Genomic DNA, 22,328 nt, shown 5'->3' with positions numbered 1-22,328 from the left:
CGCTCGGCGTCGTACTCGATGGTGAGGAAGCGCACGCCACAGACTCACATCGTCTGTGTCGCCCGGACGCCGTCCCCGTCCGGGCGGACGGTGAAGCGCTGTTCGAGCGGGAGCGCGAGCGCGCCGAGCGGCGTCACCAGATAGAGGCCGGGGTCGTCGCCGGACAGCGTCGTGAGCGCGACGCCCGTGGCGTCCGCGTCGTCGCCGTCGTGGTGGTCGAGGCGGAGCACCGTCGAGAGGTTCGCCCACGGGAGCGGGACGGCGACCGTGACGTAGCGCTCGCCGTCGCGCTCGTAGCTCCCGTAGAGCGCGACGAACACCGCCTCGCCCGTCTCGCGGTCCGTGCGCACCCACGCCCGGACGTCCTCACGGGGGTCGGCGTCCGCGCGGACGTCGGCGAAGCGACTCGTCAGCGCGACCGTCGAGCGCTCGAAGGGACCGGGGAGGTTCAACTGCTCGACGGCGCTCGTGACGCGCGCGGCGAGCGCCGCGCCCAGCCGAAAGCCACGATGCCACGTCACCGTCGCCGTCATCGGGTAGTCGCTCGTCGCCTCGTAGAACGCCCGGACGCGCGGGTGGACGCGCTCGGGGTCGAAGCCGTCGCGGGCGTAGTGTACCATGTCGTCCATCTCGCCCGCGGGCTCTTCGCCCGTCGTGAGGCCGGCGCGTTCGGGGAAGCCGGCGCCGACGCGTGCGCCTGCGGTGACGGGGCTCAGCGGGATACCGGCGGCGCGTCGGCGCGCGCGGCGGAGGACCGCGACGGCGAGCGCGAGGAGCGAGGCGACGGCCGCGAGGAGGGCGACGCGAAGTCGGCGCATACGCGTCCGTTGGCGGGCGCGTGCAAAATACCGTGGTGGTCGGCGAAACGCGCCCACAGTTAAGTCCGGGGACGACTACAGTCCGCGCATGAAGCGCATCATCGAGACGCCGGACGCGCCCGCCGCCGTCGGCGCGTACAGCCAAGCGACCACGGACGGGAACGTCGTCTACACCGCCGGACAGATCCCGCTCACGCCGGACGGCGAGACCCTCAGCGAGGAGGACGTCTCGACGCAGACTCGCCAGTGCCTCGAGAACGTGAAGGCCATCCTCGAGGAGGAGGGGCTCACGATGCAGGACGTCCTCAAGACGACGGTCCTCCTCGCGGACATCGACGACTTCGCGGAGATGAACGACGCCTACGGCGAGTACTTCACGGACAACCCGCCCGCCCGGAGCGCGTTCGCGGTCGCCGACCTCCCGAAGGGCGTCGCGGTCGAGATCGAGGCGGTCGCCGCCCAGCGCGACTAGATGCGGGCCGCGCCCACGGCCGCGTGGGGCGCCGTCGCCGCGCTCGCGTTCCTGATTCTCGGCCTCGGGTACTACGCGGTCAGCGGCCGGCCTGCGCTCCCGGTCCTGTTCGCGGTCGCCGTCGTCGTCGGCGTCACGGGCGCCGTCGGCGCGCGCGTCGCCCGGCCCTGACTCGAAAAGAAGGGTTTAAACCGACGACCGAGTTACGAAGGAATGCAGGCCGGGATGGCCGAATGGCAAAGCGCACGCCTGGAAAGCGTGTCCCCTTATGGGGTTCTGGGTTCAAATCCCAGTCCCGGCGTCTTCTCTCTGAACTACCGCCGACGAGCGCCGCGTCCGACCGGTCGGTGACCGGACGCGGACGCGCGCCGGCCTAGACGACGCCGAGGCCGACCGCGAGCGCGCCGACGCCGGCGACGGCGGCGAGTGCGGCGCCGGCGTACGCGTATCGGTAGGTCCCGAACGCCTCGACGAGTTCGGACGCGGGCTTGTCGGAGACGATGAACGACTCGCCCTCGGCGGGGGTGACGACGACGTCCTCGGGCTTGAGCGGGTGCGTGGCGCCCTCGGTGGTGCGTGCGTGCCCGAGGACGTAGACGTCGTCGCCGGGCGCGAGGACGCCCTCGCAGTAGCGGCGCTCGCCGTGCGCCGTCCCGAAATCGAGGACGTTCGTGATGGAGTCGCTCTGCTCCGCGAGGCCGGCTTCGCCCCGGACGAAGTCGGCGATGCGCTCGGGCGGGTCGGCGTCCGGGGGGACGCTGACGCCGACGGCGAAGTCGTCGAGGACGGCGAGGACGTCGTCGGCGGAGACGCCGACGTCGGTGAGGCGGTCGACGTCGATTGGCCCGACCTGTATCTCGTGGATGCCGGTGCCCGAGGAGACGTCGCTGACGTGGTCGCCGACGTCGACGGTGACGCGACCGGTGCCGTCGTCGAGGGCGAACGGCGCCGCGTAGACGCCTTCGGCGCGCGTCTCCCACATCTCGGAGTTGCCGCGCTCGTCCCACTCCTCGACCTCCCACGCGGCGAGGGCGGCCGGGTCGCCGCGAATCGGGGAGTCGAACGGCTCGGCGGCGCGGACGGTGCCCCGCAACTCGATGCGGCCTTCTTCGCGGACGTCCCGGACGTCGGTCGTCTCGGTGGTCCGGACGAGCGCGCTCCGGCGGTGCTGGCGGCGACCGTAGACGCCGGCGAACGCGGCGACGGCGAGGAGGGCGATGCCGACGGAGACGGGGAGGGCGGACATGGGTCGGAGTTGACGCACGCGGGCGTTAAATGTGGGGGGACCGCTCAGTCGCGGCGGGCGCGGAGCCGCTCGCGGAAACCGGGATGGCCGTAGACGCCGAGCGCGACGGCGGCGAGCGACGCCGCGAGCGCGAGTGTGCTTCCGACCGCGCTCTGGGGCGCGGGTCCGAGCGCGCGAACGAGGGTGTATCCGACGCCGAGCACACCGGCTCCGATCAGGAGCCAGCCGAGCGCGCCCGCGACGAGCCGGGACACGAGGGCGGCGGCGAAGTCGGTCCGGGAGTCGGCGCTCTCGGCGAGCGTTCGTGTTCCCATACGTCCGTCGCCGGCGGGCAGGGAAAAAAGCCTTCGCGTCCGTCGGGCTCAAGACGCTCGGTCGGTCGCGTTCGCGTGGCTCTCGTCGTCGTCGGTATCGACGGCACTGCGGCGGTTCCTCCGAGCGCGAAGCCGGACGCGACCAGAACGACCCACGGTAACGCCTATCACGATATTCGGCGCTCAGGCGCTCTCGCAGCCGTCGCGGGAGGCGGTTGGAGAAAGTTTTATATAGAAGGGCAAACAATCCTTGCGGTGACGATGTCTCAGCGACGTATGCAGGGCCAGCCGATGGTCATCATGGGCGACGACGCGCAGCGAGTAAAGGACAAGGACGCGCAGGAGCACAACATCTCGGCGGCTCGCGCCGTCGCGGACGCCGTGCGCTCCACGCTCGGCCCGAAGGGGATGGACAAGATGCTCGTGGACGACATGGGTGACGTCACGATCACGAACGACGGCGTCACCATCCTCGAGAAGATGGACATCGACAACCCGACGGCCGAGATGATCGTCGAAGTCGCCGAGACCCAGGAGGACGAGGCTGGCGACGGGACGACGACCGCCGTCGCCATCGCGGGCGAACTCCTCAAGAACGCCGAGGACCTCCTCGAGCAGGACATCCACCCGACCGCCGTCATCAAGGGGTACAACCTCGCGAGCGAGAAGGCCCGCGAGTTCGTCGACGAGGAAGCCGTCGACGTCGCCCCCGACGACGAGGAGCTCGTGCGCTCCGTCGCCGAGACCTCTATGACCGGCAAGAGCGCCGAGATCGACAAGGAACTCCTCAGCGGCCTCCTCTACGAGGCGCTCCGCGCCGTCTCCGTCGAGGCCGACGACGGCTCCACCGTCGTCGACGTCGCGAACATCAACATCGAGACGCAGACCGGGCGCGCCGTCTCCGAGTCCGAGCTCCTCAAGGGCGCGACCGTCTCCAAGGACCCCGTCATCGACTCGATGCCGACCGAGTTCGACGACGCGAACGTCCTCCTCCTCAACGAGGCCATCGAGGTCGAGGAGGCCAACGCCGACACCTCCGTCAGCATCGACAGCCCCGACCAGCTCCAGCAGTTCCTCGACCAGGAGGAGAAGCAGCTCAAGGAGAAGGTCCAGAAGATCGCGGACAGTGGTGCGGATGTCGTCCTCTGCCAGAAGGGCATCGACGACATGGCCCAGCACTACCTCGCGAAGGAGGGCATCCTCGCCGTCCGCCGCGTGAAGAAGTCCGACGTCGAGTTCCTGAAGGAGGTCCTCGGCGCGACCATCGTCTCCGACCTCGACGCCCTCACCGAGGCCGACCTCGGTCGCGGGAGCGTCCGTCGCGACGACGAGGACGAGCTCTTCTACATCGAGGGCACCGGTGAGACCGCCCACGGCGTCACGCTCATCCTCCGTGGCTCCACCGACCACGTCGTCGACGAGCTCGAGCGCGGCGTCACCGACGCGCTCGACGTCGCCGCGCAGACGATCTCGGACGGTCGCGTCCTCCCCGGTGGCGGCGCCATCGAAGTCGAGGTCGCCGACCAGCTCCGCAACTACGCGGACTCCGTCAGCGGCCGCGAGCAGCTCGCCGTCGAGGCGTTCGCGGACTCCCTCGAACTCGTCCCGCGCGTCCTCGCCGAGAACGCCGGCCTCGACCCGATCGACATCCTCGTCGACCTGCGCTCCGCGCACGAGTCCGGCGAGAGCCGCACCGGCCTGAACGTCCTCACGGGCGACCTCGAGAACTCCCTCGACGCCGGTGTCGTCGAGACCGCGCACGCGAAGGAGCAGGCGATCAGTAGCGCCACCGAGGCCGCGAACCTCGTCCTCAAAATCGACGACATCATCTCCGCCGGCGACCTCTCCACCGACAAGGGTGACGACGAGGGCGGCCCCGGCGGCGCAGGCGGCATGGGCGGCATGGGCGGCATGGGCGGCATGATGTAACCTCGGCTTCGGAAGAAGCCCCGTTTCGCCCCGCGTCGCTCGCGTATCGCCCGCCGACCGTTCGGCCCATCCGTTATTCTTTGGCGTTCCGCGCACAGTCGTAACTACGCGCCGCGCTGAAACCGGAGAACAGCGAGGGGTTACTCGCCGTCGATGTCGAGTTGGAACTGCTGGTTTTCGACGGCGGCGTCGAGGACGACGCTGGTGGCGGACTCGTTGATGTCGGCGTCGCCGAGCAACTCCTTGATGAGGGTGTTCATGTCGTCGGTGTCGGTGAACTTGCCGACGGCGATGACGTCGTAGTCGCCGGTCACCTCGTAGACCGACACCATCTGCTTGTGCGTCCGCAATCGGTCGGTGAGGTCCGGGAGCGCGCCCCCCTCGACCTTCAACTGCAGGATCGCCGTCACGTCGTACCCCAGCTTGTCGTAGTCCACGATGGGCGTGTAGCCCCTGATGACGCCCTCTTCTTCGAGGTCTTTGAGGTGGTTCGACACAGTCGTCACCGACACGTCGAGTTCCTCCGCCAGGCTCCGCAGGCTCGCCCGCCCGTCCCCCAGCAACGCGTTGATGAGCTCGGCATCGAGGTTCTCGTAGGTCATACAGTCCTAGACGCGGTCGGGGCATTAGAATTTAACGAACGTCCATTTCCCCGGGTGGCGAAAAGATTTGCAAGGACCGGAACCGCTTTAGTATTCCGTGCGTTTGCATCGAACGACGTAACCAATGACGAACGGCAACTACGCTGCAGACGGTGGCCTCAGTGAGACGGAACAGGACGTTCTGGACGAGATCGAGGAGAAGAACGTCGACTTCCTCCGACTCCAGTTCACGGACATCATGGGGACCGTGAAGAACGTCTCCGTCCCGGCCGAGCAGGCCGAGAAGGCGTTCACTGACGGTATCTACTTCGACGGTTCCTCTATCGAGGGCTTCGTCCGCATCCAGGAGTCCGACATGCGCCTGAAGCCGGACCCCGAGACGTTCTCCGTGCTCCCGTGGCGCAAGCGCGAGGACGGCGCGTCCGCCCGCCTCATCTGTGACGTCATCAACACGTCCACGGGCGAGCCCTTCGAGGGCGACCCGCGTCGCGTCCTGAAGAACGCGATCGACCGCGCCGAGGAGATGGGCTACGAGGTCAACGCCGCCCCCGAACCCGAGTTCTTCCTCTTCGAGGAGGACGAGGAGGGCCGCGCGACGACCGAACTCTCCGACGTCGGCGGCTACTTCGACCTCGCGCCGAAGGACCTCGCGGCGGACGTCCGGCGCGACATCATCAAGGGCCTCGAGGAGATGGGCTTCGAGATCGAGGCCTCCCACCACGAGGTCGCGGAGTCCCAGCACGAGATCAACTTCGAGTACGACGACGCGCTCACGACGGCGGACAACGTCGGTACCTTCCGCACGGTCGTCCGGGCCATCGCCGCCGAGCACGACCTGCACGCGACGTTCATGCCGAAGCCGATTGCGAACATCAACGGCTCCGGGATGCACACGCACTTCTCGCTCTTCGAGGACGGCGAGAACGCCTTCCACGACGAGGACGACGAGTTCGACCTCTCCGAGACCGCCCACCAGTTCCTCGCGGGCATCCTCGAGCACGCGCCCGCCATCACGGCCGTCTCGAACCCGACGGTGAACTCCTACAAGCGCCTCGTTCCCGGCTACGAGGCCCCGGTCTACGTCGCGTGGTCCGACCGGAACCGCTCCGCGCTCATCCGCAAGCCCGCCGCGCGCGTCCCGGCCGCCTCCCGCATCGAGGCGCGCTTCCCGGACCCGTCCTGTAACCCGTACCTCGCGTTCGCCGCGCTCATCCACGCGGGTCTCGACGGCATCGAGCAGGGCCTCGAGGCCCCCGACCCGGTCCGCGAGAACATCTACGAGTTCGACGAGGCCAAGCGCGAGGAGTACGGTATCGAGACGCTCCCGGCGAACCTCGGCGAGGCCGTCGACGCCCTCGAGGCGGACGACGTCGTTCAGAACGCGCTCGGCGAGCACATCACCGAGAAGTTCATCGAGGCCAAACGCGAGGAGCACACCGGCTACCGCATCCAGGTCTCCGACTGGGAGAAGGAGCGCTACCTCGAGAAGTTCTGACGGAGCGACTGGGTCGCCGGGAGCGCGAGGACGCCGGCACCCGCCACCATACTCGTTATTACGACGCCGTAGCCCGGGAGCGGCGCCTTCAGCGCGGCGATGCCGAACCCGCCGAAGACGACGAGGCCGCAGAGCGCCAGCGGTGCGCTGACGCGCGCGCGGCCGTATCGCGTCGCGACCGCGTACCCACAGAGCGCGCCGAGCGTGATGCCGACCGAGGCGAGCGCGTCGACCGTCGGCCCGGCGGCGCCGAGCGCACAGACGCCGAGCGCGGCGGCGAAGAGGAAGCCGACGCTATGGCGGCGACGCGTGAGCGCGAGCACGCACGCGACGACGAGCGTGCCGACGAGCGCGCCCGCGAGCACGTCGACGAGGTAGTGGACGCCGAGGAGGAGGCGGGTGGCGCTGACGACGGCGACGAAGCCGGCCGCGAGGAGCCAGCGCGCGCGCCGCGCCGGCCGCGCGAAGAGGGCGGCGGCGCCGCCGTAGAGGGCGGCGGCGGCGGTCGCGTGGCCGCTCGGGAAGCCGTGGCCGTCGGTGTGGACGAGCGCGACGCTGGCGGGCGGGCGCGGGAGCGCGAAGACGCCTTTCAGCGCGACGATAGCGCCGAAGGCGGCGAGGCCGACGGCGGCGTAGCGCGTGGCGTCGCGCGCGCTGAGGAGGCCGTAGCGGGGGCCGACCCAGTAGACGGCGGCGACGGCGACCATCACGAACCACGCGTCGCCGAGCTGCGTCAGGAGTTCGAGAACGGGCACGAGCGCAGGCGGGAGCGCGTCCGTGAGCGCGCTCGTGACGCCGACGCCCCTCACTGCTTCGAGCGCAGCCAGCCCACGGCCTTCCCGGGCACGCCGAGGGCGTTCAGCCCGGCGCCGAAGAGCACCATGAGGACGTAGAGGCCGAGCGTGGAGAGCCAGACGACGACCATGGCGAGGATCGCGAGACCGTCGCTCTCGAGCCAGTAGAACGCGCCGAGCGTCATCACGGTGCCGTAGAGCAGCACGAGATAGGGGCCCCACCCGCGGGCGTGGTTGCTTCGAACGCGCGAGCGGACGTACCCCTTCAGGTCGTCCTCGATGGCGTCCCGGTGGAGGGTCTTCTCGTCGAGTTGGCGTTCGAGCGACTCGACGCGGTGCTGGAGCTCCGTGACGTCGGGCGTCGGCTCGGTGCGCCCGCCGTCCGTCTCGACCCGCTTCCCGTCCGGTTCAGCCTCCGTCTCGTCTGTTCGTCCCGCGAGCACGGCGTTGAGTACCGCCCCGACCATGATAACAGTCCCGGAGACGTACAGCCACGTGCTGAGGAGGACGGCGGCGCCGAGCACGCCGTAGACGCGGTAGTCGTCGATGTAGGTCGTGTAGAGGCGGAAGGCGTCCGCGAGGAGCGTCCAGGACGCGGCCGCGAACGCGGCGCCCGGCCACACCTCGTTCAGAGCGACGTCGGCGTCCGGGAAGACGTAGTAGAGCGGGAGGAAGACGCAGACGAGCACGCAGACGAGCGCGACGGTGCCGAGGAGGTCGCCGAGCGCGCCGCCGAAGGCGTAGGGGACGGCGACGCCGACGGCGGCGGCGCAGAAGACGGCGACGCCGACCGCGCAGAGCACGACGAGGCCGTCGCCGAGCTGCTGGGCGAGCGGTTCGGCCTCCGGCTGGCCGTAGACGCGCGAGAACGCCATGTCGAGGCCCCGGAAGACGCGAAGGGCGGACCACGCGAGCACGAGGACGCCGACGACGGTGGCGCCGCTGCGGCCGGCGGCGTCCGCGATGGCGTCGCGGACGAGCTGCTGGCCGGCTGGCGTGAGGAACGCGCCGGTGGTGCCGACGACGTAGCCGGCGACCCGCTCGCCGACGAGCGCGGTGCCGACGGCGAGCGCGAGCAGGAGGAGCGGGACGAGGGAGACGAAGGCGTAGTAGGCGACGGCGGCCGCGAGGAAGGTGATGCCGGCGTCGCTGGACCGGGCGACGACCGCGCGCACGACGGCGACGGCGTCGGTGAGGCGCCCCATCCCTCAGGGCGCGATATCGCGTATCTCGGCGACGTCCGCGTCCGTCTTGAACGTCGTGCCGCCGTAGTGGGTGCGCGAGGCGGCGTGGCCGGCGTCGCGGAGCGCGCCGAGGAACTCGTCCATGCCGACGGCGGGCTCGCCCCAGCGCCCGTAGAGCTTGTGCTGGTCGTAGTGCGTCGGCGTGTCGAGCTCCTCTCGGAGGTCGGTGAGGAGGCCGTCGGCGGTCTCCTTCGTCGCCATGTCGTCGCTCAACTGCCCGCGGACGCGCTCGAGGAAGGCGTCCTCGCGGGTGGCCTCGAGCCAGAGCGGGCCGGCGGTGAGGAGGTTCGTGCCGTCGCAGTTCGGGCAGGCCTCGGGGCGGTCGGCGCGCAGGCCGTACTCGTGGGTGCGCCAGAGGCACTCGGGGCAGTGATGAACGTGCCCGAGGGCATCGACGGCGTCGTTCGCGGCGCTCGCGGCGTGCGTGAGGTCGACGTACGTGCGGACGTAGTGGCGCGTCGCGTGCGTGAGGACGGGCGTGATGCCGACGTCGAAGCGCGCCGCCGAGCGCGCCATCGCGGAGAGGAGGACGCGCACGCCCATCTCCGCGTGGTACTCGGTGTTCCGGGGGACGGTCTGATACTTCCGGATGCCGGACTTGAGGTGCGCCCCGCAGAGCGGCGCGGTGTCGGTCGCGGTCACGCAGACGAGGTCGCGGGTGTTCGCGAACGCGGCGTCGAGGAAGGGCGCGGGCGTGCCGAAGGGGTCGAGGTCGACGACGTCGAAGGCGCGCTGCGGGTCCCAGAGGACGGCGTTGGCGTCGTCGTGGCGCACGTCGCCCTCGCAGTCGTTGCGCGCGAGGTTCGCCTCCGCGAGCGCGACGGCGTCCGGGTCGCGGTCGACGAGCGTCGCCGCCCAGCCGTCGTTCGCGGCGCGCACACCGCGAATGCCGGAGGCGGCCATCGCGTCGAGGTATGTCTCGGCGCGCGGTTCGCGCTCGCGGTAGGCGCGCAGCGTCGCCACGGTCAGATCCCGGTTGAGTTCCTGCTCGGGGTTGAAGAACACCGCCTCCTCGATGGCCTCCCCGGACTGCTCGGGGACGTCGACCGTCACTGCGCCCTCCGTGACCTCCATGATGGGCGCACTCGGGGCGGCGCGACCCTAAAGGACACGACACGCACCCGTGCGCGGCGAACCACACGCTCTTTACCCGGCCGTCGAATACGTGCGAGCAGTGACGGCCGACGACGCCGACGCCGGCGACGCCGACGGGACCACCGACGAGCGCGGCGACTGGCGAGACGCGCTCGCGGACGCGGGCGAACTCACGCCGGACGTCGTCGCGCGCCTCCTCGCCGCCCACGGCGACCGGGGCCGGCGCGCCGTCGACGCCGTCGGCGAGGGCCGCGTGAAGCAGTACAACGACTTCACGGTCGTCGTCGGCCACGAGGACGAGTACGTCGTCGAGGACGGTGGCTGCACCTGCCGGGACAGCCAGTACAACCTCGACTCCGAGGACCCGAGCCAGCGCTGCTGGCACGTCCTCGCCACGGAAATCGCCGAGCGCGTCGGCGCCGTCGACCACCACGACATGTACTACTCGGAGGTTCGGGAGTTCCTCTGAGCGCGAGCGTCGGGGCTTTTCACCGTCCGGCGTCTAGGGGTGGGCGATGACTGCCTTCGCGGACGTGACGGAGGCCGACGTGCGCGCGGCCTTCGACGCCCAGGACTACGTCGCCTCCGAGGACGTCGTGACGAGCGCGCTCCTCGCGCTCAGACTCGGGAAGCCGCTGCTCGTCGAGGGCGCGCCCGGCGCGGGGAAGACCGAGCTCGCGAAGACGCTCGCGGCCGGCTTCGACACCGACCTCGTGCGCCTCCAGTGCTACGAGGGGCTGAGCGCCGAGAGCGCGCTCTACGAGTGGAACTACACGAAGCAGCTGCTCGCCGTCGAGGGCGCCGAGCGGAGCGTCGAGGGCGACGCCTCCGTCTTCAGCGAGGAGTACCTCCTCGAACGCCCGCTGCTGGCGGCAATCGCGAGCGCGGACGACGGCGAGCGCCCGCCCGTGCTGCTCGTCGACGAGGTGGACCGCGCGGACGAGGCCTTCGAGGCGCTCCTGCTCGAGGTGCTCTCGGACTTCCAGGTCTCCATCCCCGAACTCGGCACCGTCTCGGCGACGCGCCCGCCCGTCGTGATACTCACGTCGAACCGGACGCGCGCGCTCTCGGACGCCCTGAAGCGGCGCTGTCTCTACTGCCACGTCGAGGCGCCGGACGTCGAGCGCGAGCGCGAAATCGTCGCACGAAAGGTCCCCGCGCTCGACGACGAGACGGCGGCGACCGTCTGCGGCGTCGCGGCGGCGCTGCGCGAGCGCCCCCTCCGGAAGCCGCCGGGGGTCGCGGAGACGCTCGACTGGGCGGAGGCGCTCGCCGCGCTCGACTACGACAGCCTCGACGCCGAGACCGTGCGCGCGACGCTCGGCTGTCTCCTGAAGGACGCCGACGACGTCGAGCAGGTGGACGCGGACGCCATCGAGGCCGTCCTCGCGGACGCCCGCTCCCGGACGTGATCGCCGACCACGTTCGGGCGGAGCTGGTGCGCTTCGTCGCCGAACTCCGCGACGCGGGCGTCGCCGTCCCCGGTGACGGAGCGCTCGCCGCCGCCGACGCGCTCGCGGCGCTCGACGACCCCGGGAAGGAAGCGGTTCGTACCGCGCTGCGAGCGACGCTCTGCACGCGCCCGGCGGACGTCGCGGAACTCGACGCGCGCTTCGAGACGTTCTGGGCGCGCCTCCGCGGGGCGGACGCCGCGTACGGCGACGACACCGCCACGCTCGGCACGAGCGCGGAGGGGGCGGCGGACGCGCCCGGCCAGACCGTCAGCGACGTGGACGCCTCGGTCGGCGGTGCGCCCGGCGACGGCCTCACTGGCGGCGTCGGCACCGGCGACGGCGCGAGCGCGGGCGACCAGTACAGCGCGGACGGCGCGAGCGAGCGCGTCAGCCTCGACGGTCTCGGCGAGGTGGACGTGTCGCGAGCCGTCGCGGCCCTCACGGACGCCGTCGCCTCTCTCTCCGGTCGGCGCTGGACGGGCGGGGACGGCCGGCCGGACGTCCGGCGCGCGCTCCGCGAGAACGCGAGTCGCGGCGGCGTCCCGCTCTCCCTCCCGGAGCGCGAGCGCGAGCGCAGCGCCGCGCGCGGCGTCGTCCTCGTCGACGTCAGCGGCTCCGTCATCGACGCGCTCGACCGGGACGTCCTGCTCGCGTTCTGTCGCGAGGTCCGCGCTCGCTGGCGGCATACGCCGGTCTTCTTCTTCGACACCGCACTCCGCGACGTGAGCGCGGCGTTCGACGCCGACTCCCCGGACGCCGCCGGGCGCGCGCTCGAAGCCGGCGGCGTCGAGTGGGGTGGGGGCACTCGCATCGGCGACGCGCTCGCGACGCTCCACGACGAGCACGCGGCGGCCGTCGGTCGGCGCGACACCGTCGTCGTCGTCAGCGACGGCGTCGAGCGCGGCGACACGTCCCGGTTGCGCGACGAGTTGGCGTGGCTCTCCGGGCGCGCCCGGTGCGTCCTCTGGCTGAACCCGCTCGCCGCCGACCCGCAGTGGCGACCGGTCGCGCCCGGGATGCGCGCCGCGCTCGACTACGTCGAGGGCTGCTACGCGTTCGCGGACGCCGACGACCTCGCGGCCCTCGCGGACGACCTGAAGCGACGCGGCCCGACGCTGCGCGCGGTCGGGGACGCGCGGCGACAGTCGTTTTGAGGGTGGCGCGCGACGGTCTCGCCATGGATCGACGTTCCTTCCTCGCGACGACGGGCGCGCTCGCGACCGCCGGACTCGCGACGCTCGCGGGCTGTAGCGCGCCGACGACGGACGGGCTGGCGAACGGGAGCTTCGAGAGCGGTCTCGCGGGATGGGAGCGCGCGCGAGCTCCCGACCGACCCGAACACGGGCGCGCCCGTCGCGTCGACGATCACGGCCTCGGACGAGCAGGCGAGCGACGGGTCGCGCGCCGCGTCGTTCTTCATCGACGGCCGGCAGGACGACGGGACGCTCTGGGTGGCACAGACGACCGACCTCTCGGACGCCGACACGCTCGCCCTCGACGTCTGGAGCCCGGAGGAGTCGTTCAACACCATCACGAAGGTTGCCGCGTACGCCGGCCCGGAGCGCCCGCTCACGGAGAGCGCCTTCGACACCACGCGGGCGGTCGAGGACCACGGCGGCTGGCGGACTCACGAGTATCCGGTCGAGTCGGCGGCCGACGGCCTCGTCGCGGTCGGCATCTCCGTCGTCTGGGAGGCAAAGGTGACGAGATACGTCGACGCCGTGCGCCTCCGCTAGGACTCGGCGCAGAGGTCGACGAAGTTCCGGAGGATGCGCAGGCCGGTCTCCCCGGACTTCTCGGGGTGGAACTGGGTGCCGAAGACGGTGCCGTCGTCGTTCGCGACGATGGACGGGAAGTCGGCGCCGTAGTCGGTGGTGGCGACGACGTGGCCGTTGTCGTCGGGGTCGGCGTAGTAGGAGTGGACGAAGTAGGCGTACTCGCCGTCGACGCCCTCGACGAGCGGGTGCTCGCGTTTGACGTGGAGCTCGTTCCACCCCATGTGCGGGACCTTCAGGGAGGGGTCGTCGAAGCGGACGTTCGTCCCCGGAACGAGTCCGAGGCCGTCCACGTCGCCCTGGCCCTCGCGGTCGGCCTCCTCGCTCGTGTCGAGGAGCATCTGCATCCCGAGACAGATGCCGAAGAGCGGCGTCTCCGAGGCCGCGACTTCGTCGAGGGCGTCCCTGAAGGGGCCGGCGTTCTCCATGCCGTCGCCGAACGCGCCGACGCCGGGGAGGACGACGCCGTCCGCGTCGTCGAGGTCGTCGGGGTCGTCCGACACCGCGACGCGCGCGCCGGCGCGCTCGAGGCCGCGCGTCACGCTCCGGAGGTTCCCGAGGCCGTAGTCCACGACGACGACGTCCGCCGCCGTCTCGCGGGAGGACTGCGTGCTCATACGGAACGGTGGGGGACGGCGAACCAAGTCGGTTTCCCTGTCGCCGACGCGCTCGCGCGATTCCTCCCGAACGTTCCGGAGGAAACGAAACCGATACGACCCCGCCCGACGAGGCCACGGTATGGCGGCGTACTTGTTCGTCCACTTCCGCGAGACGCGGACGCCGGACGGGGAACAGGTGTACTTCGGAGTCAGCGAGGACGGCTTCAACTGGGAGGCGGTGAATGGCGGCGACCCGGTCCTCTGGAGCTACCAGGGCGACAAGGGCGTGCGCGACTGCACGATCACGCGGACCGACGACGGCCGCTTCGTCATCATGGGGACGGACCTCAGCCTCGCCTACGGGATGGTGAACCAGTACGACGGCTCGTGGGAGGAGATCACGCGGAACGGGAGCGACGCGCTCACCCTCTGGGAGTCCGCGGACCTCGTGGCGTGGTCGGAGCAACGCATGGTCGAACTCGGCGACGGCCAGTTCGGCTGCCTCTGGGCGCCCGACATCACCTACGACCGCGAGAACGGCGACTACGTCGTCCACTGGTCCTCATCGCACGAGGACGACGACTACGCGGAGATGGCGCTCTACTACGCGCGCACCGAGGACTTCGAGTCGTTCTCCGACCCCGAGCTCCTCTACCGGAACCCGGACGGCGGCGTCATCGACTCCGCGATGTACGAGGAGGACGGCACCTACTACTGCTTCGCGAAGAGCCAGTCGAACCCGACGGGCATCGTCCTCCTCGAGAGCGAGCGCCCGACGGGGCCGTTCACGCGCGTCCCCGCGTTCGACCGGACGATGGCGGGCTTGGACGGCGCGCGCTACGAGGCGCCGACGGCGTTCCGCCTCGACGACGGCCGCTGGTGTCTCTTCCTCGACTACTTCGGGGGCGACCCGGAGACGCAGGGCTACGTGCCGTTCGTCGCGGACTCCCTCGACTCGGCGTTCGAGCGCGCCGACGACGAGTTCTCCTTCCCGTACGGCTTCAAGCACGGCACGGTGCTGCGCATCACGCGCGAGGAGTACGAGCGCCTCCGGGCCTACGAGAAGGACCCCGGGGAGCGATAGACCGCCTAGAAGTCGCCGAGGCTCGACTGCCCGCCCTCGGCGCCGACGATGGTGGCGACTTTCTCGATGGCCGACTCGAAGGTGTCCTCCTGCGAGCGGTCGTAGAGCGTCGCGGCGGGATGGACGCAGACGAGGACGTCGAGGCGCGCGTCGCCGACGGCGACCGTCTCTATCGTCCCGGCCTCCTTCGTGACGGCGACGTCGCGGCCGAGGAGGTGCTGGGCGGGCACCTTCCCGAGCGCGACGACGACGTCCGGGTCGACGGCCTCGAGCTCGGCATCGAGGTACGGCCGGCAGTTCGCGAGCTCCGCGTCCGTGGGGTCGCGGTTCTCGGGCGGCCGACAGCGCACGCAGTTCGTGATGCGGACGTCACTCCTGCCGAGGCCGTGGTCGGCGAGCGCGGCGTTCAGGACGTCGCCGCTGCGCCCGACGAACGGCTCGCCCCGCTCGTCCTCGTTCGCGCCCGGGCCCTCGCCGACGAAGACGACGTCCGCATCGGCGGGGCCGACGCCGTTCACGATCCGGCTCCGGGAGGCGACGAGGTCGGGGCACTCCTCGCAGCCCTCGACGCAGAGCCCCGTCATGTTCTCGCTCTCGCTCATACCCGAGCGTCGGCGTCGCGGACGTTAAGCGTCCGGGGTTCGCCGGTAGTCGTCGGCGGCGCGCGCGGCCTCGCGGGCGACCCGTAGCGGCTCGGGGCGGCCGCCCTCCGGCGTGTACGCGCGGACGACGGCGTCCGGGTCGTCGCAGCCGACCGACCGGACGTAGACGGTGTCGTCGCCGAGGTCGAGCGCGTGGCGCTCGGGGAGCGCGCGGTAGGCAGTGAGGCGCGCGTCACGCGCGTCGCCCGCGAACTCGCGCTCGATGGCCGCTTCGAGGCCGCCGCTCGCCTCGAAGCTCACCGCCACCACGGGGCGCTCGACGGCGTCGTGGAGACGCCCGAGGTCGAGGACGTTGTACCACGCGAGCGCGACGCCCGCGACGAGGACGTAACGGACGTCCGGGCGGTCGAGCGACTCCCAGAGGTCGATTGCGGCCTCGGTCACGTCGGCTCCGCCGACCGTGACGGGTCGAAAACAGAAGTCGTCGACGACGCGGTCGGCACGGACGACGGCGCCCGCGAGCGTGCTGCGCTCGGCGTCCGGGGCGTAGGATTCGGCGACCCCGAGCGCACGGGCACCCGACTTCACTTACTCGCCCTTGATGTCCTGGAGTTTGTCGAGGAGTTCGTCGTTGCTTGCGTCGATCTCGTATTCGACTTCACCCTCGTGGGCGTTCTGCTCCGTCTCGACGCCTTCCCCGTCGTCGTCGGCGGAGTCGAGTTGCTGACGCTCCTGCTCGGATTCGTCGTAGCTACCAAAGCCCATGACTATCCCTAGGGGTCTCGGATTCAAAAAGGAACCGCCTATTTAAAATCGGGCCGTGTAGGTGCGCGTATGCGAGTCGAGGAGCTCACGGCGGAGGCCGAATCGTTCACGTGTAACGCCTACCTCGCACTGGGCGAGCGCGACGTCCTCGTCGACGCGGGCGCGATGGCGGGCGTCGCGGACGTCGTCGCCGAGCACACCGACGCGCTCGACGCCGTCGTGCTCACCCACCAGCACGGCGACCACGTCGAGGAGCTCGACGCCGTCTGCGAGGCGTTCGACCCCGACGTCCACGCGTACGCCGACCACCCGCGCCGGACGCACGCGCTCGCGGACGGCGACACCGTCACCATCGGCGACGAGACGTTCGACGCCGTCCACACGCCCGGGCACGCCGACGACCACCTCGCGTTCGTCTCCGAGTCGACGCTCTTCTCCGGGGACGTCGTCGTCCACGACGACGGCGCGTTCGCCTACGGGAGCTTCGGGCGCACCGACATGCCGGGGCAGTCCCGCGCGGAGCTCGTCGAGAGCATCGAGCGCCTCCTCGAACGCATGCCCGACGGCGTCGAGCACATGTACGCGGGCCACGGCGACACCTACCACGGCGACGTTCGGGACGTCGTGGAGACGGCGCTCGCCCGCGCCGAGAAGTTCGAGCCGAAGTACCCGGACGAGTAGACGCGCGTTTCTAAAACCTTAACCGCCTGCGCGTCGATTTCAGGGGTATGTCCGAGCAATCCATCGAGGACCGGCTTCTCGACAAGCAGGTCTGCATGCGCTGTAACGCGCGCAACCCCAAGGAGGCCGACCACTGCCGCAAGTGCGGCTACAACAATCTCCGCCCGAAGGCCCGCGAACGCCGCGCGACCTGAGGCCGACGCCGCCTCTTCCTCCACACCGACTCCGTCTTCCTCCAGCGGCCGCGCTCTACGCGTCCTCGCCGGCGTCGAGGTACTCCTGTTGGACCTCGACGACCTCCGAGGAGTCCGCGCACGCCGCGTATCTGCGTAGGGGTTCCTCGTTCAACTCGAGGAAGGTGTGCCCCCACGTGAACTTCGAGAGCACGCGCTCGGCGTGCTCGCGCTCGCCGAGGATGCAGAGCGCGCCCGCGAACGCCTCCGCCGTGTTGAGCTCGAAGGGCGTCCCGTAGTTCACGGGGTTCGCGGCGACGAGGAAGGGGAGCGCGCGGTGCTCGCCCGCCATCTCGAACATCGCCCGCCCCGCCGTCTCCCACGAGCAGTCGAGCGCGACGAGCGTCGAGTACTCCGCGTCCGCCGGCGAGAGCGCGGTGTCCGCGTGCGGGTTGAGGACGAGCCCGAACGGCGTCGCGCGCGCCGAGCGGTGTAGCTCGGCCATGTCGAAGCGCGCGAGCTTCCGCGCCGTGCACTTCTTCGGGTCGTCGTCACCCTCGTAGCGGACGTGGAGGTCCATTCGTCGGAGGTACGTCGCGAACGAGCAAAAGTGGCGTTACTCGCGGGTCGTTCCTCCCCGCTCGCTTCTTCGCGGAACGCTCCGCGCTCCGCGTTACTTCTCCCCGCTCCCGAGCGCGGACTCGCCGACCTTCTCGTGGCCCTCGATGACCTCCTGGCCGCCCATGTAGGGCTGGAGCGCCTCGGGGACGTCGACGGTGCCGTCCTCGTTCTGGTAGTACTCGAGGACGGCGACGACGATGCGCGGGACGGCGAGGCCGCTCCCGTTCAGCGTGTGGAGGTGCTCGGCCGACTCGTGGCGCTCGGGCCGATAGCGGATGCCGGCGCGCCGCGCCTGGAAGGCCTCGAAGTTCGAGACGGAGGAGACTTCGAGCCAGCGCCCGCCCTCCTCGGGGCCGTCCTCCATGTCGTCGCCGGGCGCCCACACCTCGATGTCGTACTTCTTCGCCTGCGTGAAGCCCAGATCGCCCGTACACATCTCGAGGATGCGGTAGGGGAGTTCGAGGCGCTCCAGCACCTCCTCGGCCTCCGCGACGAGGCCCTCGAAGCGCTCCTCGGACTCCTCGGGGCGCACGAAGTTCACCATCTCCACCTTGTTGAACTGGTGGACGCGCACGATGCCGCGCGTCTCGGTGCCGTGCTCGCCGGCCTCCCGGCGGAAGTTCGGCGTGTAGGCCTGATGCTTCAGCGGGAGGTCCTCGGAGAGGAGGATCTCGTCCCGGTACATGTTCGTCACGGGAACCTCGGCGGTCGGGAGGAGCCAGAGGTCGTCGTCCTCGTAGTCCGCCTCGTTCACGTCGCCGATGCGGTAGGCGTCCTCGACGAACTTCGGGAACTGGCCGGTCCCCTCCATCGACTTCGAGTTCACCGGAATCGGCGGGAAGACGTCGGAGTAGCCCTGCTCGCGGTGGACGTCGAGCATGAACTGGACGAGGGCGTGCTCGAGCTTCGCGCCGTCGCCCTTCGCGAAGTAGAACCCGCCGCCTGAGACTTTCGCGCCGCGCTCGAAGTCGAGGACGTCGAGCTCCTCGCCGAGGTCGTAGTGGGGCGTGACCTCCTCGGGGAGGTCGCGCAGGTCGTCGAAGCCCTCGCGGCGGCGCTCGACGTTCTCCGACTCGTCCGCGCCCACGGGCACGTCGTCGGCGGGGAGCTGCGGGAGCGTCAGGAGGAGGCGTTCGAGCTCGGACTCGAGTTCGTCCGCGCGCTCCTCGACCGCCTCGAGTTCGCTCTTGAGCTCCTGCGAGCGCTCGATGGCCTCCTGGGCTTCTTCCTCCTCGCCCTCCTGTTTGAGGCGGCCGATCCGTGATGAGACCTCGTTTCGCTGGTGTCGGAGGTCGTCGCCTTTCCGCTTGAGTTCGCGCCACTCCTCGTCCACGTCGAGAATCCGGTCGAGGTCGGCGTCCACGCCCTTCTTCGCGAGGGCGTCGCGGACCTCCTCGGGGTTCTCCCGGACGAACTGCCGGCTGAGCATGTTCGGGGAATCGCGGGCGGCGGGCAAAACGGTGACGGGATGGCGCGAGCGCGCCGGCGCTCGGCGTCCCGCGTGGCGTAGGTTTTTCGCCGCCGGCGTGCAACCTCCGCGCATGTCCCCCGGCGACGTCTTCGCGGTCGACTCCTGCACCGACGTCCACTACGTCGACACCGGCATGTACGACACCGCCGCGTACGGCGCGGTCTACGTCGTGGACGCCGAGCGCCCGGCGGTCCTCGACACCGGCATCGGCACCCACCACGAGCGCGTGCTCGCCGCCCTCGACGAAGTCGGCGTCGCGCGCGAGGAGCTCGCCGCCATCGTCGTCTCGCACGTCCACCTCGACCACGCGGGCGGCGCGGGCTTCCTCGCGGCGGCGTGCCCGAACGCGGACGTCTACGTCCACGAGTACGGCGCGCGCCACCTCGTCGACCCCGAGCGCCTCGTCGAGGGGACGAAGCGCGCCGTCGGCGACCAGTGGCGCTACTACGTCGAACCGGAACCCGTCCCCGAGGAACGCGTCGTCGAACTCGCGGACGGCGACGCCGTCGACCTCGGTGACCGGACGCTCACCGCGCACCACGCGCCCGGCCACGCCCCCCATCAGGTCGTCCTCGAAGACGACCGCGACGGCTTCGTCCACACGGCGGACGCCGCCGGCATCTGGGTGCCCGACCTCGGGCGCGTCGTGGAGACGAGCCCGCCGCCGAACTTCGATCTGGAGACCTGCATCGACGACGTGGAGGCGATCCGCATGCTCGACCCCGAGGTGCTCCTCTACCCGCACTTCGGGCCCGGTCCCGAGGACGTCGACGGCGTCCTGAGCGAGTACGAGGACGTCCTCACGCGGTGGGTGGGTGCCGTCGAGGAGAAACGCGCCGAACTCGGCTCCGACGAGGCGGTCGCGGACCACTTCGCCGAACGCACCGACGTCCGTGCGGTCTGGCCGGAGCACAAGGCCGAGGAGGAGACGAAGATGAACGTCCGGGGCGCCCTCCGCTACCTCGACGAGGCGTAGGCCGCGCCACGCGCGATTCGAGCGCCGCGTGGAGCGTGCGACCCCGAAGCCCGGTCCCACGACGCTCGCGCCGGGATGAGCGGTACTCGGGCCGACTACCGGCGCTCGTTGCCGACTCTCGACCGCCCCAATTTATCCTCCTACCCCCCAAAATCCCCTACTGGAACCCGTGTCTGCATCGCCACTCATCACATTCGTCGCGCTCATCCTCGTGCTGGGCGTCGCCGCCCAGCTCGTAGCAGCGCGATTGCGCGTTCCGAGCGTGCTCTTCCTCATCCTCGCGGGTGTCGGCGTCGGGCAAGTGCTCAACGTCCGCGAGCTCTTCGGTGGCGCGCTCGGCGGTATCGTCGGGTTGAGCGTCGCCATCATCGTCTTCGAAGGCGCGTTCCACCTCAAAATAGAGAAGCTCCGGGAAGCACCGCGCGAGACGCTGCGACTCGTCACCGTCGGGGCGGCCGTCGCGCTCCTCGGCACCGCCATGCTCGTGCGCTTCCTGCTCGGCCAGCCGTGGGACGTCGCGTTCCTCATCGGCGCGCTCCTCGTCGCCACGGGGCCGACCGTCATCACCCCCATCCTCGAAGTCGTCCCCGTCCGGGACCGCGTCGGTGCCTCCCTCGAGACCGAGGGCGTCGTCAACGACGTCACCGCCGCCGTCCTCGCGGTCGTCGCCTTCGAGGTCGTGACCGCCGAAGCGGCGACGACGGGCGAAGTCATCACCGCGTTCTCCGCGCGCATCGGCGTCGGCGTCGTCGCCGGCCTCGTCGTCGCGACCGTCGCGTGGGTCGTCCTCCGGAAGATCGACCTCTCGCCCGGGAACGCCGTGCAGAACGCGCGGCTCGTCATCCTCGCTTCCGCGCTCGCCGCGTACGCGCTCGCCGAGCTCACCGGCCTCAGCGAGTCCGGCCTCGCCGCCGTCGCGACCGCCGGCATCATCCTCGGGAACGCCGACCTCCCCTACGAGGACGAGATAGAGACGTTCAAGGGGGACATCACGCTCCTCGTCCTCTCCTTCGTCTTCATCGCGCTCGCCTCCCTGCTCTCGCTCGACGACCTGCTTCGCTTCGGCGTCGCCGGTATCGCCGTCGCCGTCGGTGCCGCCCTCCTCGTCCGGCCGCTCGCCGTCTACCTGTCCACGTTCGGCGACCGCTTCACGTTCGCCGAGCGCGCGTTCGTCAGCTTCGTCGGGCCGCGCGGCATCATCCCAGCGTCCGTCGCGACGCTCTTCGCAGTCGAACTCCGCGCGCACGGGATGGACCCCGCCGCGAACGCCCTCGTCAGCATCGTCTTCCTCACCATCCTCCTCACGGTCGTCTTCGAAGGCGGCCTCGCGAGACACATCGCAGAATACCTCAACGTCATACCAATGCGTGTCATCGTCATCGGCGGCGGCACCGTCGGTCGCGCGCTCGCAGAGCGCCTCGAAGACCGCGGTGAGAACGTCGTCATCGTCGAACAGGACGAATCGGTCGTCGAACTCACCCGCGAACGCGGCTTCACCGTCCACGTCGGCGACGGCACCGACATGGACGTGTTGCGCTCGGCTGGCGTCGAAAACGCCAAAATCGTCGTCACGGCCACCGGCGACGACGACGCGAACCTGCTCGCCAGCCAGCTCGTCGACGCGAAGTTCGACCCCGAGACCATCATCGCGCGCGTCAACAACCCCAACAACATCGACGCGTTCAGCGAGCTCGGCGTGAAAGCCGTCTCCTCCTCGCTCGCGACCGCGTGGAGCATCGACAACATCATCGAGCGCCCCGCGCTCTCCAACTGGATGACCGAGATCGGTCGCTCGGGCGACGTCCAGGAGATCGAGGTCACCGCCGAGGACCTCGTCGGGCGCACCATCGGCGAACTCGACGAGCACATCCCGAACGGCTGCATCATCGCGCTGGTGGGGCGGGACGGCGAGAACTCCGTCCCCAGCGAGGACTTCACCCTCCAGAAGGGCGACCACCTCACCTTCCTCGGGCGCAAGGAGGCCGTCCGCGAGGCCATCACCCTCTGCCACCCCGACGAGGACTAACCGCCCATCGGCGGGCTTTTCCGTCTCCTCCCCCGAGAGTGAGGAGACGGCACGGTCGGGTGGCCCCTTTCAGGCTACCGTGGTTTCCACGC

At 70.5% G+C, this 22,328-nt stretch carries 26 protein-coding genes and 1 tRNA gene; 14 read left to right on the top strand and 13 right to left on the bottom strand.

The window, feature by feature from the left end:
* Window positions 1-44 precede the first annotated feature (44 nt).
* Window positions 45-818: a hypothetical protein gene (locus EFA46_RS02880; protein WP_123074938.1), complete on the bottom strand. Its 774-nt coding sequence runs from the start codon at window positions 816-818 to the stop codon at window positions 45-47.
* An 88-nt stretch (window positions 819-906) separates the two neighbouring features.
* Here EFA46_RS02880 and EFA46_RS02875 point away from each other — a divergent pair, with 88 nt between their 5' ends.
* The 3 genes from EFA46_RS02875 (at window position 907) to EFA46_RS02865 (ending at window position 1,591) form a co-directional block, all read left to right on the top strand.
* Window positions 907-1,290 carry a RidA family protein gene (locus EFA46_RS02875; RefSeq protein ID WP_123074939.1) on the top strand — a complete coding sequence of 128 codons (384 nt, stop codon included), beginning with the start codon at window positions 907-909 and terminating at the stop codon, window positions 1,288-1,290.
* Entirely contained in the window at window positions 1,291-1,461 is a 171-nt protein-coding gene (locus EFA46_RS02870; RefSeq protein ID WP_176969829.1) for a hypothetical protein, read from the top strand. It abuts the gene before it with no gap.
* A 48-nt stretch (window positions 1,462-1,509) separates the two neighbouring features.
* A tRNA-Ser gene (locus EFA46_RS02865) sits at window positions 1,510-1,591 on the top strand.
* A gap of 72 nt (window positions 1,592-1,663) precedes the next feature.
* Here EFA46_RS02865 and EFA46_RS02860 read toward each other — a convergent pair.
* Window positions 1,664-2,536 (bottom strand): GIDE domain-containing protein, encoded by an 873-nt coding sequence (locus EFA46_RS02860; RefSeq protein WP_123074941.1) that lies wholly within the window; start codon window positions 2,534-2,536, stop codon window positions 1,664-1,666.
* Window positions 2,537-2,580: 44 nt separating this feature from the next.
* Window positions 2,581-2,850, bottom strand: coding sequence for a hypothetical protein (locus tag EFA46_RS02855; RefSeq protein ID WP_123074943.1), 270 nt, complete (start codon window positions 2,848-2,850; stop codon window positions 2,581-2,583).
* Window positions 2,851-3,111: 261 nt separating this feature from the next.
* Between EFA46_RS02855 and thsB the strand changes: the two genes are divergently transcribed.
* Window positions 3,112-4,779 carry a thermosome subunit beta gene (gene thsB, locus EFA46_RS02850; protein WP_123077301.1) on the top strand — a complete coding sequence of 556 codons (1,668 nt, stop codon included), beginning with the start codon at window positions 3,112-3,114 and terminating at the stop codon, window positions 4,777-4,779.
* 140 nt (window positions 4,780-4,919) lie between these two features.
* Here the strand turns inward: thsB and lrp are convergent, their stop codons facing one another.
* Window positions 4,920-5,381 (bottom strand): HTH-type transcriptional regulator Lrp, encoded by a 462-nt coding sequence (lrp, locus tag EFA46_RS02845; protein WP_123074945.1) that lies wholly within the window; start codon window positions 5,379-5,381, stop codon window positions 4,920-4,922.
* Window positions 5,382-5,505: 124 nt separating this feature from the next.
* Between lrp and glnA the strand changes: the two genes are divergently transcribed.
* Window positions 5,506-6,876: a type I glutamate--ammonia ligase gene (gene glnA / locus EFA46_RS02840; protein WP_123074947.1), complete on the top strand. Its 1,371-nt coding sequence runs from the start codon at window positions 5,506-5,508 to the stop codon at window positions 6,874-6,876.
* Here the strand turns inward: glnA and EFA46_RS02835 are convergent.
* From EFA46_RS02835 to EFA46_RS02825, 3 genes are read right to left on the bottom strand one after another with little or no spacing between them, the layout of a single operon-like run.
* Complete coding sequence (locus EFA46_RS02835) at window positions 6,858-7,685, bottom strand: phosphatase PAP2 family protein (protein WP_123074949.1); 828 nt, start codon at window positions 7,683-7,685, stop codon at window positions 6,858-6,860. The two genes, glnA and EFA46_RS02835, sit on opposite strands and share 19 nt — an antisense overlap.
* On the bottom strand, window positions 7,682-8,875 hold the full coding sequence (locus EFA46_RS02830) for a YihY/virulence factor BrkB family protein (protein ID WP_123074951.1): 1,194 nt from the start codon (window positions 8,873-8,875) through the stop codon (window positions 7,682-7,684). Before EFA46_RS02830 ends, EFA46_RS02835 begins: the two co-directional genes overlap by 4 nt.
* A gap of 3 nt (window positions 8,876-8,878) precedes the next feature.
* Window positions 8,879-9,988: a tRNA (guanine(26)-N(2))-dimethyltransferase gene (locus EFA46_RS02825; protein ID WP_123074953.1), complete on the bottom strand. Its 1,110-nt coding sequence runs from the start codon at window positions 9,986-9,988 to the stop codon at window positions 8,879-8,881.
* Between the two features lie 100 nt (window positions 9,989-10,088).
* Between EFA46_RS02825 and EFA46_RS02820 the strand changes: the two genes are divergently transcribed.
* The 4 genes from EFA46_RS02820 to EFA46_RS02805 all read left to right on the top strand — a co-directional run bounded on the left by EFA46_RS02820 (window position 10,089) and on the right by EFA46_RS02805 (window position 13,199).
* Entirely contained in the window at window positions 10,089-10,478 is a 390-nt protein-coding gene (locus EFA46_RS02820) for a hypothetical protein (protein ID WP_123074955.1), read from the top strand.
* A gap of 46 nt (window positions 10,479-10,524) precedes the next feature.
* The gene (locus EFA46_RS02815; protein ID WP_123074957.1) at window positions 10,525-11,421 is read left to right on the top strand and encodes a MoxR family ATPase; all 897 of its coding nucleotides are present in this window, start codon (window positions 10,525-10,527) and stop codon (window positions 11,419-11,421) included.
* Entirely contained in the window at window positions 11,418-12,617 is a 1,200-nt protein-coding gene (locus EFA46_RS02810; RefSeq protein ID WP_123074959.1) for a VWA domain-containing protein, read from the top strand. Before EFA46_RS02815 ends, EFA46_RS02810 begins: the two co-directional genes overlap by 4 nt.
* Before the next feature lie 297 nt (window positions 12,618-12,914).
* Entirely contained in the window at window positions 12,915-13,199 is a 285-nt protein-coding gene (locus EFA46_RS02805; RefSeq protein ID WP_123074961.1) for a hypothetical protein, read from the top strand.
* On the opposite strand, the gene hisH is transcribed toward EFA46_RS02805, so the two are convergent.
* Window positions 13,196-13,855 carry an imidazole glycerol phosphate synthase subunit HisH gene (gene hisH / locus EFA46_RS02800; RefSeq protein WP_123074963.1) on the bottom strand — a complete coding sequence of 220 codons (660 nt, stop codon included), beginning with the start codon at window positions 13,853-13,855 and terminating at the stop codon, window positions 13,196-13,198. The two genes, EFA46_RS02805 and hisH, sit on opposite strands and share 4 nt — an antisense overlap.
* A 121-nt stretch (window positions 13,856-13,976) precedes the next feature.
* Between hisH and EFA46_RS02795 the strand changes: the two genes are divergently transcribed.
* Entirely contained in the window at window positions 13,977-14,921 is a 945-nt protein-coding gene (locus EFA46_RS02795) for a glycoside hydrolase family 43 protein (protein ID WP_123074965.1), read from the top strand.
* A 5-nt stretch (window positions 14,922-14,926) separates the two neighbouring features.
* On the opposite strand, the gene EFA46_RS02790 is transcribed toward EFA46_RS02795, so the two are convergent.
* Genes EFA46_RS02790 through EFA46_RS02780 form a run of 3 tightly spaced genes read right to left on the bottom strand, consistent with a single transcriptional unit; the run spans window position 14,927 to window position 16,288 of the window.
* On the bottom strand, window positions 14,927-15,523 hold the full coding sequence (locus EFA46_RS02790) for a uracil-DNA glycosylase family protein (RefSeq protein ID WP_123074967.1): 597 nt from the start codon (window positions 15,521-15,523) through the stop codon (window positions 14,927-14,929).
* A 24-nt stretch (window positions 15,524-15,547) separates the two neighbouring features.
* Window positions 15,548-16,111: a DUF99 family protein gene (locus EFA46_RS02785; protein WP_123074969.1), complete on the bottom strand. Its 564-nt coding sequence runs from the start codon at window positions 16,109-16,111 to the stop codon at window positions 15,548-15,550.
* A complete protein-coding gene (locus EFA46_RS02780; RefSeq protein WP_123074971.1) occupies window positions 16,112-16,288 on the bottom strand; it encodes a DUF5786 family protein in 177 nt (58 codons plus the stop codon).
* 69 nt (window positions 16,289-16,357) lie between these two features.
* Between EFA46_RS02780 and EFA46_RS02775 the strand changes: the two genes are divergently transcribed.
* Window positions 16,358-16,969 carry an MBL fold metallo-hydrolase gene (locus EFA46_RS02775; RefSeq protein ID WP_123074973.1) on the top strand — a complete coding sequence of 204 codons (612 nt, stop codon included), beginning with the start codon at window positions 16,358-16,360 and terminating at the stop codon, window positions 16,967-16,969.
* Between the two features lie 47 nt (window positions 16,970-17,016).
* Window positions 17,017-17,163, top strand: a complete 147-nt coding sequence (locus EFA46_RS02770; RefSeq protein WP_123074975.1) for a 50S ribosomal protein L40e — start codon at window positions 17,017-17,019, stop codon at window positions 17,161-17,163.
* 55 nt (window positions 17,164-17,218) lie between these two features.
* Here the strand turns inward: EFA46_RS02770 and EFA46_RS02765 are convergent, their stop codons facing one another.
* Both EFA46_RS02765 and serS read right to left on the bottom strand, forming a co-directional pair.
* Window positions 17,219-17,722 carry a DUF367 family protein gene (locus EFA46_RS02765; protein WP_123074977.1) on the bottom strand — a complete coding sequence of 168 codons (504 nt, stop codon included), beginning with the start codon at window positions 17,720-17,722 and terminating at the stop codon, window positions 17,219-17,221.
* A 93-nt stretch (window positions 17,723-17,815) separates the two neighbouring features.
* Complete coding sequence (gene serS, locus EFA46_RS02760; RefSeq protein WP_123074979.1) at window positions 17,816-19,192, bottom strand: serine--tRNA ligase; 1,377 nt, start codon at window positions 19,190-19,192, stop codon at window positions 17,816-17,818.
* 112 nt (window positions 19,193-19,304) lie between these two features.
* On the opposite strand from serS, the gene EFA46_RS02755 reads away from it, so the two are divergent.
* Together EFA46_RS02755 and EFA46_RS02750 are read left to right on the top strand one after the other, a co-directional pair.
* Window positions 19,305-20,210 (top strand): MBL fold metallo-hydrolase, encoded by a 906-nt coding sequence (locus tag EFA46_RS02755; RefSeq protein ID WP_123074981.1) that lies wholly within the window; start codon window positions 19,305-19,307, stop codon window positions 20,208-20,210.
* A gap of 160 nt (window positions 20,211-20,370) precedes the next feature.
* Window positions 20,371-22,236, top strand: coding sequence for a cation:proton antiporter (locus EFA46_RS02750; protein WP_370529275.1), 1,866 nt, complete (start codon window positions 20,371-20,373; stop codon window positions 22,234-22,236).
* The last annotated feature ends 92 nt before the right edge of the window (window positions 22,237-22,328 follow it).

Source organism: Halarchaeum sp. CBA1220, from assembly GCF_003721175.2.
GTDB classification, from domain to species: Archaea; Halobacteriota; Halobacteria; order Halobacteriales; family Halobacteriaceae; genus Halarchaeum; species Halarchaeum grantii.
Note: the sequence above shows the minus strand (reverse complement) of the source record. Positions and strands in the feature narration are given on the sequence as shown.

What these genes read in the sequence shown, in the direction of transcription:
- lrp (WP_123074945.1), bottom strand. Translation starts at nt 5,381, where the DNA reads ATGACCTACGAGAACCTCGATGCCGAGCTCATCAACGCGTTGCTGGGG.
- glnA (WP_123074947.1), top strand. Translation starts at nt 5,506, where the DNA reads ATGACGAACGGCAACTACGCTGCAGACGGTGGCCTCAGTGAGACGGAA.
- EFA46_RS02830 (WP_123074951.1), bottom strand. Translation starts at nt 8,875, where the DNA reads ATGGGGCGCCTCACCGACGCCGTCGCCGTCGTGCGCGCGGTCGTCGCC.
- EFA46_RS02770 (WP_123074975.1), top strand. Translation starts at nt 17,017, where the DNA reads ATGTCCGAGCAATCCATCGAGGACCGGCTTCTCGACAAGCAGGTCTGC.
- EFA46_RS02860 (WP_123074941.1), bottom strand. Translation starts at nt 2,536, where the DNA reads ATGTCCGCCCTCCCCGTCTCCGTCGGCATCGCCCTCCTCGCCGTCGCC.
- EFA46_RS02795 (WP_123074965.1), top strand. Translation starts at nt 13,977, where the DNA reads ATGGCGGCGTACTTGTTCGTCCACTTCCGCGAGACGCGGACGCCGGAC.
- hisH (WP_123074963.1), bottom strand. Translation starts at nt 13,855, where the DNA reads ATGAGCACGCAGTCCTCCCGCGAGACGGCGGCGGACGTCGTCGTCGTG.
- EFA46_RS02780 (WP_123074971.1), bottom strand. Translation starts at nt 16,288, where the DNA reads ATGGGCTTTGGTAGCTACGACGAATCCGAGCAGGAGCGTCAGCAACTC.
- serS (WP_123074979.1), bottom strand. Translation starts at nt 19,192, where the DNA reads ATGCTCAGCCGGCAGTTCGTCCGGGAGAACCCCGAGGAGGTCCGCGAC.
- EFA46_RS02775 (WP_123074973.1), top strand. Translation starts at nt 16,358, where the DNA reads ATGCGAGTCGAGGAGCTCACGGCGGAGGCCGAATCGTTCACGTGTAAC.
- EFA46_RS02755 (WP_123074981.1), top strand. Translation starts at nt 19,305, where the DNA reads ATGTCCCCCGGCGACGTCTTCGCGGTCGACTCCTGCACCGACGTCCAC.
- EFA46_RS02790 (WP_123074967.1), bottom strand. Translation starts at nt 15,523, where the DNA reads ATGAGCGAGAGCGAGAACATGACGGGGCTCTGCGTCGAGGGCTGCGAG.
- thsB (WP_123077301.1), top strand. Translation starts at nt 3,112, where the DNA reads ATGTCTCAGCGACGTATGCAGGGCCAGCCGATGGTCATCATGGGCGAC.
- EFA46_RS02855 (WP_123074943.1), bottom strand. Translation starts at nt 2,850, where the DNA reads ATGGGAACACGAACGCTCGCCGAGAGCGCCGACTCCCGGACCGACTTC.
- EFA46_RS02815 (WP_123074957.1), top strand. Translation starts at nt 10,525, where the DNA reads ATGACTGCCTTCGCGGACGTGACGGAGGCCGACGTGCGCGCGGCCTTC.
- EFA46_RS02870 (WP_176969829.1), top strand. Translation starts at nt 1,291, where the DNA reads ATGCGGGCCGCGCCCACGGCCGCGTGGGGCGCCGTCGCCGCGCTCGCG.
- EFA46_RS02875 (WP_123074939.1), top strand. Translation starts at nt 907, where the DNA reads ATGAAGCGCATCATCGAGACGCCGGACGCGCCCGCCGCCGTCGGCGCG.
- EFA46_RS02765 (WP_123074977.1), bottom strand. Translation starts at nt 17,722, where the DNA reads ATGGACCTCCACGTCCGCTACGAGGGTGACGACGACCCGAAGAAGTGC.
- EFA46_RS02880 (WP_123074938.1), bottom strand. Translation starts at nt 818, where the DNA reads ATGCGCCGACTTCGCGTCGCCCTCCTCGCGGCCGTCGCCTCGCTCCTC.
- EFA46_RS02825 (WP_123074953.1), bottom strand. Translation starts at nt 9,988, where the DNA reads ATGGAGGTCACGGAGGGCGCAGTGACGGTCGACGTCCCCGAGCAGTCC.